The following is a 13,723-nucleotide window of genomic DNA, read 5'->3' as shown; positions in this document are numbered from 1 at the left end:
TAGTATTGGCGGATCAGCGTACTGTTAAGCGCTTCCCCGCCCACCAGTGTGTATAATACCGGCAACTGCTCCCCTGCTGCTGTGGCAGCCTGTAACACTGCCTGCAGATAAGAAGGGGTTATATCCAGCACGTCTACCTTATGAGCAATTAAACTACGTATATACGCTGCCGGGTCGCGGCGCTCTTCCTCCTTCAGCAGCACCAGCGTACCGCCGTTAAACAAGGGCGCAAACAGCTGCTGTACAGAGGCATCAAAGTTCAGCGAAGCCGTAAGCATAGCAGTCAAAGGACGGTCGTGCTGCCGGTAAATAGTAGCTGACAGCCAGGCCGCCAGGTGCTGCACATTGCGGTGTGTGATGCGCACGCCTTTAGGCTGGCCGGTAGTACCCGAAGTGTAAAGTATATAAGCCAGGTCTGATGCGCTGTTAATTAAATCCGGCGCTGTAGCCGGTAAGGCTAAATGCGCTGCTGCATCCAATGCCACACGGGTAATACCGTTTGGCAGGTCAGCCACCGCTTCATCTGACAGTAATACCTGCATACCACTGTCTGTTAGCAGGTACTGGCGGCGGGCAGCGGGGTAAGCCGGATCTACCGGCACATAAGCGCCGCCGGCTTTCAGAATGGCCCATAAACCGGCCAGCAAAGCCGGGCTGCGCAAGCCCTGCAAACCTACCGGCATGTTGGGTGTTACCCCATAATCTCTGCGCAGCAGGTGGGCCAGCCGGTTAGCACGGGCTTCCAGCTCAGAATAGGTAATACTTTCATTCCCCTGCACAATGGCTACCCGTTGTGGGTATTGTTGTGCAATAAGGCTCAACTGCTCCTGCAGGCATTGTGCGGCTGCAAAAGGTGCTGCCTGTTCGCCATTGCGTAATAGAGCAGCCTGCTCATCTAACGGCACATAAGAAAAAGCAGCCAACAGTTGCTTCCGTTGCGGATAAAATGCCTGCAGTACAGCGCTGTAATGCTGCAACAGCTGCCGCGCGAATAAGCCGTTCAAAGCAGTATTATAATGCAGGCGCAGTAACATCTCCCCGGATGCGTTTGTTCCAACTTCCAGGGTTAGCTGTGCACGTTCTGCAACGCCATCAGCTGTATGCCATGCAAATCCATAGGCCAGTGAGCTGTTAATATTTATACCCGCTGCTGTTATCCTTTCTGTAAAATCTGCAGCGTTAATATCACGGTGTGTAATGATCTCACTAACCTCTCTGCCTGCCTGCTCCAGCACCTCTTTTAACAACAGGCTGCCGTTAAAGCGGCCGTCAAAAAAGAACAGGCTGCCTGTTTGCTGTGTTATACCCTTCGGATCCACATCACCAACGGCTATACGCAAATGCGGCTGGGGGAAATATTTGTACAGTAATACAGACCAGCAGGAAAGGTAAATAACATATTCAGCCAGCGGGTTATTATTAGCCATTGCCCTTACCTGCTCTGCTACAACCGGATCTATTGCAAGTGCTGTAACAGCACGCTCACCAGCAACCGGCCCATAATAAAGGGCCGGCGCTTCGTAAGCGGGAAACCGGAGCTTTGTGGTCCAGTACGCGGCTATCAGTTCCTGCGTAATTTCTTTATTGGTAGATAACATGTAGCTGTTAGTCGATCTGAAAATTAATAAGGAGGTTAGCGGTATTTTCCTGTAATGCCTGCTCTTCGGGTGTAAGCAGGCTGTAGGCCGACAATACTGTTTCCGGGGCTGTTAACAGCACCTGCAGCAGCTGCAGGTATCTTTGCCCCATCAGCTGTATAGTACCCTTGTTAAAAAGCGCGGTATCATATTCCAGCACCAGCTCCAGGTTATTGTGCTTACGGCTGAAAGTAAAAGTAAGATCACATTTGCTGGCACCGGAGGGTATTTCATATTCACTTACCTGTATATGATGCATGTTATGCAGGGTGCTGCCATGAGGAGGCAGCTCATCCAGCAGCATCATTACATTGAAGAGCGGTATATGCTGCGTTGTACCCAACTCGTCTACCAGGTAATCCAGCGGATATTGCTGATGCTCCAGTCCCGCCAGGGTAACCTTTTTCACCTGCTCAAACAGCTCGTCAAAGATCAGGGTATCACTTAAGCGCGTTCTTAAAGGAAGCGTATTTACAAAACATCCTATGGGCGCCGCCAAACCGGGGTAATTGCGGCCAGCCACCGGGCAGCCTATTACAATATCTTCCTGTGCTGTATAGCGGAACAATAACATTTTTACAGTGGTTAGCAGCACCATAAATAAAGTGCCGCCACGGTCTGCTGCAACCTGTGTTAAGGCATCAAGCGTTGCTGCGCCCATTTGCAGGCGTACCGTGCTGCCCATATGCAGGGATACTGCAGGCGCCGTAACATCAGCCGGCAGCTGTAAGGGCTGCCAGGGGCGGGCAAAAGTGTGCAGCCAATATTGCCGGTGCGCATCAAACAATCCACTGTCCAGCGCCTGCAGCTGCCAGCATGCCACATCACGGTACTGTACCGGCAAGGCCGGTAAAGACGGCTGTAACCCGCTGCTATATTGATTATACAGCGTTACCACCTCCTGCATTAACAGATCGCAGGAATGCCCATCTGAAATAATGTGATGCATGTTGAAAAGTAACAGGTGGCTTTCAGCGCCGGTCTGTAATAACGTCATGCTCACCAAGGGGCCTTTGTCCAGCTGAAAAATGCGTTCCCGTTCTGCCTGCACATGGGTGGTTATCACCGCTTCAATGTCGGGAGCTGCGCTTATATCCTGGTGAATAAAAGTGTCAACAAGTATCTCTTCCAAGATCTGCTGGCGGGGCTGCCCGTCTATCACCGGGAACACGGTGCGCAGGCTATCCTGCCTTTGCAGAACTGTTTCCCATGCGCGGCGGAAAGCATTAACATCCAGCACACCATTTAAGCGGAAACCAGCTGCCATGTTATATACCCTTTTATTTACGGATAACTGGTCCAGCAGCCACAGGCGCTTTTGCGCCGGTGATAAGGGATAATGCTTCTGCACCGGTGCTGCCGGGATCTCTGTTACCTGGCTGCGTAAGCTGGTATCTATTACCCCGGCCATTTCTGCAATGGTGGGATACAAAAAGATGCTCTCAAACGGCAGCTTCACACCAAAAGCAGCTGCTATTGCGGTTAACAGGTGCATAGCTTTTAGTGAATGCCCGCCTTTAATGAAAAAGTTATCTGTTATATGCAGGTCCGTTACTTCCAGCACATTCATCCAAAGCTGCATTAAGGCAGCTGCCGTTGGCGTTAACGGGGCTTGTGCGCCTGCTGTGCCGGACAGTACCGGCAGCGCAGCTACATCCGGCTTGCCATGGCGCGTTAACGGCAAAACATCCAGCACCATGATCACTGCCGGCAACATATAATAAGGCAGCTGTTTACGGAGATAGTTCCTGATACTGCTTTCCTGTAATGTTTCCGCACCGGTTACATATGCATACAAAAGCGCACTTCCCTTTTCCTGTGGTTGGGGTGTTACAATGGCTGTGGTAACGCCGGGATATTGTAATAGCACTTTTTCAATTTCAGCCGGCTCAATACGGTAACCGTTTATTTTCAGCTGCCGGTCCATGCGGCCACAGAACACAATGCTGCCGTCTTCCCGCCAGTATCCTTTATCTCCCGTGCGGTACAATCTTGTTTCTCCCGGAAAGGGATGGTCAATAAAGCGGGCGACGTTGTAATCAGCTGCTGCAAGATATCCCAGCGCCAGGCCATTGCCTGCAATACATATTTCTCCCGGCACACCAATACCCTGTAATTGCAGCCGGCTATCTGTAATGTATATACGCCGGTTAGCAATCGGCCTGCCAATGCTGTTTATATCTGCCGGGCTGCTCACCTGCTGATAGGTGGCACAAACGGTGCTTTCCACCGGCCCGTAAGTATTGTAAAGCTCAAAGCGGCCTGTCAGCTTATCGGCATGGCGCAGCTGCAATACATCGCCGCCGGTAATGATCAGGCGTAAGGTATGCAGCTTGTCTGCCTGTTTATTCAGCGCTTCCAGGATAAGCGGTGTTACGCTTACAATGGTTACCGCATGTTCCCGGATGGCATTTACCATACCTGTTATATCTTTTCCGCCTGCCGGTAATACCAACAGCCTGCCGCCGCTGCACAAAATGGGGAAGATCTCTTCTATGCTGGTATCAAAGGACACGGAAGACTGCTGCAACACAACATCGCCAGCCTGCAGGTTAAAATGGTGACGAAAGGTTTGTACATAATCTATTACAGCTCCATGCGTGATCATTACTCCTTTGGGAAGCCCTGTGGAGCCGGAGGTGTACATGATGTATGCCAGGTCTTCTGCCGCAACTGTCACGGGTGCAAAAACATCTGCATAATCCGGCAGCAGCTTTACCAGCTGTTCCCATTGATACTGCTGCGGGATCTTTTCATAGCGTGCAGCTGTATCATCAGTGATCAGCACTTTTACGCCGCAGCTCTCCAATATCTGCCGCACTCTTTCTTGCGGGTATTCCCGGTCGGCCGGTACATAAGCTGCGCCTGTTTTTAATATTGCCAGAATGCTGATGATAAATTCAATGCCCCGCTCCATAAAAATGCCTACCAGGTCTCCTTTGCGGATCCCCCCGGCAATAAGCAGGTTCGCCAGCCTATTACTTTCCCCTTCCAGGGTATGATAGGTTAATTGCTCAGCACCACAAATAAGGGCAACTTCATTTTGCCTTTCCAGCGCAGCAGCAGCCAGCTGTTGTGGCAGGGTCGTACATCCTTCATAGCTAACAGCCGTATTATTAAACCCATATAGTACCTGCTGCTTTTCCTGCTCATCCAGGTATGTAAGCGCAGTAACAGCTGTTTCAGGACTGGTGGCAGCCGCATGCAGCAAATTGCTGAAATGCAGGCCCATCCGCCGTATACGTTCTTCTGTAAAAAGATGCTCATTGTATTCAATAGACAGTTCCAGCACACCGCTTTTTTCCAGGAAATTGAAAGACAGGTCATATTCAGCATGCAATGCTTCCTGCTGTAACGGCGATACTTGTACAATGCCGGGGTGTAACTGTTCCAGCTGCAGCTTATTATCATCCACACTGCGCCAGTTCACCAATATGTTAAATAAGGGATGACGGCCTGCAGCACGCGCTGGATTTACATCCTCCACTATCTGCTCAAACGGTACCCATTGGTAACGGTATGCCTCCTGTAAACGATCATTTACATGCGCCAGTAATTGATTGAACGAATGCTGCGGCTCAATACCGGTGCGCAGCGGCAGCAGGTTAATAAAACAGCCGGGCATAGCTTCCAGGCTGTCGTGCACCCTTCCATTAACAGGTATCCCTGTAATAATATCTTCCAGGCCGCTGTATTTATGCAAAAGCAGCTGCGTTACTGCAAGCAGCCCGGTAAATAAGCTTGTATGATTATTGTAACAGGTTGTTTTAAAACGTTGTACCGTTTCCGTTTGTAATACAGACGGCCACCTGGCGCCTTTCTTATCATTAACCAGGTACCGCGGTGTGCCGGCCTGCAGGTTTAATTCAGGCAGCTCGCCTGCTAATAGCTGCTTCCAGTATCCGCGTCCGGCGGTCATTTCCATGGAGCTGCCAAAACGGTTTATCCAGTCTGCATAATCTTTATACTGTAACGCCGGCATGGTGGTCTCCGGTGTATCACCTGCTGCAAAAATGCGGTAGTATTTCACCAGCTCGTCCTGTATCAGCTCCATAGACCATGCATCTGTTATAATGTGATGCACGGTTAATATAAAAATGAACGTTTCGCCATGTTTGGCCAGCACCATTCTTAACAGGGGGCCTTTTTCCAGGTCGAAGGGAAGGTTACGCTCCTCATCCAGCAGGGATCTTACTGCCACTGCTTCCTGCACTGCCGCCGGTATATCCTTAAGCGTTGCGTATGCCGGTATTACCGGCAGTACTACCTGTTGCAGCATACCATCCTGCATGCGAAAAACCGTTCTTAATATCTCATAACGTGCAATAATATGCTGCAGCGCTTTTTGCAGCACATCCGGCCGCAGGCCGCCTTCCAGGCGGTAGGCCCAGCAAAGGTTATTTACCAGCGCATGACCCTCCTGCCGGCTGGTGAGCCACAGCCGCCGCTGTACCGGCGCGGCTACATAAAATGCGGCAGCACTGACGGACACCAAAGGCGTTACAATGTTCACTGGCGCCTGCGCTGCCAGGGTTGCCAGCAAGGCTATATGCTGGCAGGTAAAAATATCTTTAAGGGTTATTTCCAGCTGCAGCTGCTGCCGTATGCGGGATATGATCTGCGTGGCGCGGATGGACTGTCCGCCCAGCTGAAAGAAATTATCGTATATACCAATATTACCGGTCTGTAATACCTGCTCCCAGATGGCCACCAGCGTCTTTTCCATATCCGTACGGGGCGCGGCATAATCAGCAGCCGGGCTAAGCGGCGTATCCATCAGCTGCTGCCGGTTCACCTTACCATTGGGCAGCATGGGAAATACATCCAGCTGAATAATATTGGCAGGGATCATGTAAAACGGCAGTGCGGCTCCCAGGTGCAGCCTGATCCGGGTTATATCCAGCCCGGGTGTTCCTGTTACAAATGCATTCAGCCAATTTTCATTTTCCGCCCTATGCTCCACAACCTCCGCTTCTTTTATGCCGGGGTACTGTAACAGCGCCGCAATTATCTCGGCGGTCTCTACCCGGTAACCTCTTATTTTAAGCTGTTCATCTTTGCGGCCTGTAAACACCACACTGCCTTCCGGTGTACAATAGCCCAGATCACCGGTTAAGTACAGGCGCCGGCCGGGTCTAAAGGGATGGAATATAAATTTCCCCTCCTCATTTTCAGCGTGCAGGTAACCTGCTGCCAGGCCTGCACCGGCTATACCTATTTCACCGCTGATGCCCGGTGCCTGCTGCCGCCCCTGTGCATTCAGAATATATACTTCACTGTTAGGTACAGGTTTGCCGATCAGCGCTGTTTCCCAGCCCTGAGTAATAAGCTGGTAGGTGGCGCAAACAGTAGTTTCCGTAGGGCCGTAGGTGTTATATACCGGTACCTGCCCTAAAAGCCGGTTAATATGCGCAGGCCGCAGCACGTCCCCGCCACTGATCACCAGGCGCAGGTTTCCGAAAGACTGTGATCCTGCGTTTATTTCGCTGATCACATGCGGGGTACTGCTTAATACCGTTACCCCGCCGGACTGTATATGCTGCAACATTTCCTCAATGCCATGGCCGCCCTGTGGTATAATACGTATGGTTGCTCCCGTGCAAAGCGCCGGGAAGATCTCTTCCACCGCAGTATCAAATGCCAGGGAAGCCTGCTGTATCACTATATCCACAGCCGTTATATTAAAATAGCCGGCAAAACCTGCTACATAGCTGTTAAGCGCCTCCCGGCCTATCATTACTCCCTTGGGTACGCCTGTGGACCCGGACGTGTACATTATATAAGCCAGCTCCCCTGCCTGCACGGCATGCTCCGGTAAAGCTGCAGGCTCCCACTCCCTGTTTAACAGCTGCTCTACTTCCAGGTGGGGCACAGCCGTTACCACGTTCATTGCTGCGACTGCATCACAGCAGATCAGGGATAAAGCAGCATCTTCTATCACATAAGCCTTGCGCGCAGCAGGCCAGGCCGGATCAACGGGTACATAAACTGCTCCTGTACGCAGTATAGCCATTAATGTTACAATGGCCCATTGGCTGCGCTCCATAAGAATGCCCACCCGTGCGCCTGGTGTTATGTTATAACTGTTCTGCAGTATGATTGCCAGGCGGCAGCTGTTTTGCTCCAGCCATTCGTAAGAAAATGCATTTCCCCCGCAAAGGATAGCTGTTTTCTGTGGATGTACGGCGCACTGCTGCAGGAAAAGCGCCTGAATATACCGGCTACCTACCGGCGCCGTTACAAGGCCACAGGCATTTTGCATATACTGCGCAGCTGCGCCTGTCTGCAAAAGATCCAGCTCAGATATTGGTGTGGCAGGTGCGGCGGCAATAGCTGTCAGCAGCACCTCAAAGTGTTCATGGATACCAGCCATTTGCCAGGCTTCATAACGGGCAGCGTTATAACGCAGCTTCATCTGCAGCCCGTTTGCCTGCGGTACAAACTCTATCAGCAGATCTATGTAGCTGTTATCTGCCGGTATATTAACCGGCGTGGCTGTAATATGCGGGGCCAGGGAAAAACTGCTTTCCTCAAACGGCTGCATCAGCACCAGTATGTCAAACAAACCGTTATGGCGTACATCCCTGGCCGTTGTAAGCTCGTTCAACAGCTGATCAAACGGATAAAGCTGATGTGCAAACGCAGCTACCATGTTCTCCCGCACCTGCTCCAGGATCTGAAGAAAATGATCTGCTGCGGAAAAAGTATTGCGGATACACAAGGTGTTGGTGAAGCAACCTATGCTGCCAGCCAGCTGCGGGTGTTCTCTGCCGGCTATATCTGTACCCAGCACCTGGTCTGTTTGGCCGGTGTATTTATAGAACAGGATATTTAATACGGCCATCAGCCCCATGAACAGGGAGCTTTCCTGTTGCCTGCATAAATCAGACAAACTACTCACCAGCGCAGGATCAATATCAAAATACAAGCTGCAATCAATAGCTGCGTTATTATCTGTGATATGCGTGGCCTGTAATTTCAGCACGGGCGGCAGGTTTGCCAGCTGCGCATGCCAGTACGCCTTCAGGCGCGCTGCTTCCAGCTGCCACTGCTGCTGTTGCCAGGTAACAAAGTCTTCATATTGCACCGCCGGCGCAGGCAATAATGATGCTTTGCCTTCCAGACCTGCTGTATAAAAGGCCTTTATTTCCTGTAGCAGCAGGTTAAATGACCAGCCATCTGCAATAATATGATGTAACACTATGTACAGTGCAAAGTGCGCCTCGCCGGTTTGCACCAGCACCACCTTCATCAGCGGGCCATGCTGCAGGTCAAATACCATGGCGGCCAGCTCTTTCCCGAAATCAGCTATCTGCTGCGCATCCCATGCGGCGGAGCGGCGGTCTGTTACTTCCAGGGGTACCTGCATAGCCTTTACCTGCTGGTAAACATGCTCACCTTCCGTATTAAAAACCATTTGCAAAGCATGGTGCCTTTGCACCACGTTATTAACCGCTGCTGCCAGCACCTCTGCCTGAACATCACCCTGCAGGAGATAAGCGCCGCAAATATTATATGCCGTACGGTTATAACCATATTGATCATACATCCAGAACCGGTGCTGTGCAGGCGAAAGCGGATGCCTGCCGCCCCTAGCTGCGGGAATAACAGGCAGCTCCTGCTGTGGCATGCCGTTGATGAACTGCAACAGATCGGCTATAATGGCGTGCGAAAAAATATCATGTACCTGTATGTTCGTATAAAGCGTGCTGTTTATGATGGCTGCCAGCTGTGTAAGCTGCAGGCTGCCGGCGCCATACTGCATAAGGTTTGTATGCAGCTCAATCGTACCATCTGCAAACACCTGCCTGCAGCAGTCCAGCAAAAGCGCTGCCCGGTTCTCTTTTACTGCTGCTGCCTGCTGCAGCTGCAGTTGCCGCAGCGCGTTTAGCTGCTCATTAAACTCCCCGGTATTATACTGTTCCAGCAGCTTAAAATGCTGCACTTTACCACTGGTGGTCTTCGGTATTTTCCTTACAGGTATTACCTGGTCCGGTACAATGCCCAGCGCATCCAGCAGCTGTTTTTTTACAGCCGTTGCCAGTGACGCAAACTTTGTCATTTCCTCTTTGGAAAGTATAAATAACAGCAGCTGCTCCTCCCCGTCATTGCTACCGGCGCAGGCCACTACCTTGCCTTGCTCAATGCCGGCCACCGTGTGTGCTATACGCTCTATATCCTGCGGGTAATAGTTTTGCCCGCGGATAATGATCATTTGTTTAAAACGGCCGGTAACATATAGCCGTCCCTGTTTCATAAGCCCCAGGTCGCCTGTGCGCAGCCAGCCGTCTTTAGTAAAAAGCTTTTTGCCGGCAGCAGGATTATTATAGTAACCACTTGTTACATTACCTCCTTTGATCTGTATATGCCCTACGTGATCATCTTCCAGCAGCTCATCCTCCCCATTGCAGATACGGATGCTGCAGCGGGGTATGGCATAACCCACTTCCAGGAAAGCAATAGCCTGATCACCGGCCGTATTTACAGCTTCCACTACCTTATCCCCGATACCCAGCCGGTTACGCAACAGGTAACGGCAGCGTACCGCATCGCCCGGGTTTGGAAGCGTTACTGCTACAGAAGCCTCTGCCAGGCCATAACCGGGGAACATAGCGCTGCTGCTTAAGCCAAAAGGCTGCAGGGCTTCCATAAAACGGTTAATAAGGTCAACAGAGATAGGCTCTGCACCATTATAGATGATCCTTACCTTGTTGAGCGCAAGGTTTGCGCCTGCAGGGTTGAATGCGGCCAGGAAATAGTGATACCCGAAATTAGGTGAATATAACAGGCTGGCGCTATGCCGGGTGGCTTTCTCCAGCCATAATGCCGGGCGCCTGATAAACAGCGCAGTGGGCATAATGTACTGTGAGATGCCGGCGTACACACCGGTCAGGTGAAAGCAGATCAGGCCCATATCATGCGATAATGGCATCCAGCTCAACATACGGTCTTCCGCAGTGATGGCCGAACGTGTGCTGATGTCGCCGGTATTGGTCCACAGGTTGCCATGTGTAAGCACCACCCCGTTGGGAGCACCGGTTGAACCGGATGAATACTGTATATAGGCCGTATCCTGTAACGTTACGGCAACCGGCCGGCCACTACCCTCTTCATAAAGCAGCACTTCCGGTAAAATCATGCTGGCGGTTATATCGGCCGCTACTGCAGCAAAAGGACCATCTGCCGCAAACTCCTGCAGGCGCTCCATATGCTGCGCGTCTGTCAGCAAGCGGGCATTGGTCAATTTTTCGTATATACTGAACAGTTTTATCCGGTGATCAGATTGCGAGCCGGTTGCCAGCGGCACAGCAATAATGCCACCCAGCATGCAGGCCCAGAAAGCCACCAGGAAGCATTCATTATCATCTACATGCAGCACCAGCTGGCTGCCCTGGTCCAAACCCCGCTGCTGCAGCTGGTATAACGCATGCAATGCTTTTTTATACAATGTTCTGTAGGAAAGATATACCTCCTGCGCAGCGCCGTTAATGAACGTAACCCCAATATCCTCCCGGTGCGCCAGCTGTTGCAGGCGATGGGCCAGTGTGGTCTGTTCAGTATCTGTAAATGCTGCCGCGGAAGTATTCATTTCGGGTCTCATTGTCTGGGCTATAATGCTGTTGCCCCAATCAAAAATATCAAAGGCTGTTACTGCTGTTTGCAGCCTGACCATACGGTCATGTTGTGTGGCTGCATCCATATTTAATGCTGTATGCAGCGCCCTGCAAATGCTGTTAGTATCAAATGCATCCACCAACAGAGCATCTTTCAGCTGTTGGCTGGCGCCTGCCTGCCGGCTTAATACCAATGTGCCGCTGCCGTTTATGCGGCTGGCTACGTACTCCTTGCTCACCAGGTTCATACCATCCTTTATCGGCACTACCAGGGCCACATCCGCAGCTGCAAAAAATGCGATCAGCTCCGGTATGCTGTACTGTTCAAAATAATATTGTACGGGGCTATAACCCGGCGCTGAAAATTCGTTGCAAATGGCAGCCACCAATTCCTCTATCTCCTGCTTTAAGATGCTGTTCCGCGGCAATCCTTCCCGGGAGGGCACCACCACTAATTGCAGCACCACCTGCTGCCGCCACTGCGGACACTCTTGTAAAAGCCGGCGGAAAGCTATCAGCTGTTGTTTAAGCCCTTTTATAATATCCAGCCGGTTCACGGAAAGTATGATCCTGCATTGCTGTACCGATGCCCGGATGGCAGCAGTATGCTGCTGTACGGATGGCAAACCGGCGGTGTCTTTAAAAACGGCCGTATCAATACCAATAGGGAAAGTAGCGATGGCTGCACTAAAAGGCATATCCCTGTTTAACGACTGCCACTGTTTAAAGTGCTGCGTATATTCCTCTGCGTTAAAACCAATAAGGTCGGCGCCCGATAAACCATTTAAAATAGCCGCCTGTTCTGCCCCGGGCAGCCGGCTCATGCAGCTGTTATCCGGGAAAGGAATGTGCAGAAAAAAACTGATGCGGATGTTATGCCCCTGCTTACGGAGCAATGCGGGTAAACACATGAGGTGGTAGTCATGGATCCATACCAGGTCGCCATCATGGATCACGTTCTTTAACACAGCAGCGTACAGATCATTCACTTCCTCATAAGCAGGCCAGTAATCGCCGCTGCGGGTTACAGCATCATGGAAGCCGTGAAATAATGGCCAGATCACCTCGTTACAATACCCCAGGTAATACTGCCGCACCATTTTATCCGACAGCCATACCGGCACATAAGTGTTCAGATCCATCAATGCATGGGCCTGCGGCTCCTGTGCGGCGCTGATCACCATACCCGGCCAGCCAACCCAGATCACCTCACAACCTGCCATTTGCGGGTTGCGTGCAATATCCAGGAAAGCCCGCATGCCGGATACCAGGCCGCCTGCGCTATTCACTAATTGCAACTTACCTTCATTTTCCTGTAGTGTAAAAGGAAGGCGGTTCGTTACAATAATTATTCTCATGGTTAATTTTTAAGGAAACCAGCAGCTGGCTATTCCTGTGTAATAACTGCCGGCTGTGCGGACCAGTGGCTCCATCCCTCGCCCTTGCGGAATAATTGTACATCATAGGTACCGGGCTCCTTTACATTCAGCTCATTGAAACCTCCGTTGGAGACCACCACTCCGTTCTTTCTCCATTTGTATCCGTCAAAACCGGGGCTTACAGACAATGTTGCCGCTACCTTTTCATCTTTTTTGAAATTGCTTTTCCCTTTTATAACCAAAGGATTTGTTTTATTGGCCGTTAGCAACAGATCCAGCAGGGCATGATCGCGGAATACATTATCCCAGCTTTCATGCATAAAACCTCCATAGAACATGGTTCTTACATGGCCGCCCATATGCTGCAGGGTATCCGCATACTTCCTTGCATCCGCTATACTGAAAAACTCATCCTTTTCTCCCATGGAAAAAATGGAAGGGATAGCCAGTATGCGGGGCATGATCTCAATATCTTCCATTTTGAAACCGCTCAGCGCTACTATCCCGGCAAAAAAGGGAGGGTTAAAAGCAGCCATGCGCCAGGCAACATTGGCGCCCAATGAAACGCCCATCACCACTATCCTGTTCATATCCAGGTTTGCGTAACTATTCATGTACGACATAACCCTGAACAGGGTAATAATGCTGCTCCGGTTCCATCCCGTATCCTTATTCTGTGGAAACAACAGGAAACCGTCATACTGTTTTGTGTCCACCAGCTCTTTCAGGTACAGGGCGCCCCATTTCATCTGTTTCTCGTTATCATAAATATCCCCGGCTTCCATTACGCCGTGAATAAATACCACCATGGGATACTTTTTGCCGGTTTTAATCCCTTCTTTATATGTTGCCGGAAACTTTATCCGGAATGGCATTCCGTCAAAGTAATAAGATTTAAAAGAAGAGCTGTTCACCCAAAAAACAGATGGGGTAACCACCCATTTGGCGCCTTCGCCCTTAGGAGGTATAGCCGGCTTATGCAAGGGATCGTAGATCACCAGGGTATCGTCAGGATTAAGCAACGTGTCGTCCTGTGCTATGGATAAGAAGTAGATTCCACAGCACAACAGGGTTAAAAAAAAATGTTTCATAG

Annotated in this window: 3 protein-coding genes; all 3 read right to left on the bottom strand. The window is 50.8% G+C overall.

Annotated features, from left to right (window positions below; all coding sequences use genetic code 11):
- Positions 1-1,598: AMP-binding protein (locus BMZ54_RS26000; protein WP_143081136.1), on the bottom strand; the 1,598-nt coding region annotated here is incomplete at its 3' end.
- Positions 1,599-1,605: 7 nt separating this feature from the next.
- Positions 1,606-12,609, bottom strand: coding sequence for a non-ribosomal peptide synthetase (locus tag BMZ54_RS25995; RefSeq protein ID WP_089918996.1), 11,004 nt, complete (start codon positions 12,607-12,609; stop codon positions 1,606-1,608).
- Positions 12,610-12,638: 29 nt separating this feature from the next.
- Complete coding sequence (locus tag BMZ54_RS25990; RefSeq protein ID WP_089918994.1) at positions 12,639-13,721, bottom strand: carboxylesterase family protein; 1,083 nt, start codon at positions 13,719-13,721, stop codon at positions 12,639-12,641.
- Positions 13,722-13,723 lie beyond the last annotated feature (2 nt).

The sequence above is a fragment of the Chitinophaga rupis genome, from assembly GCF_900109685.1.
GTDB classification, from domain to species: Bacteria; Bacteroidota; Bacteroidia; order Chitinophagales; family Chitinophagaceae; genus Chitinophaga; species Chitinophaga rupis.
This window is presented reverse-complemented; position numbering and strand designations above follow the sequence as displayed.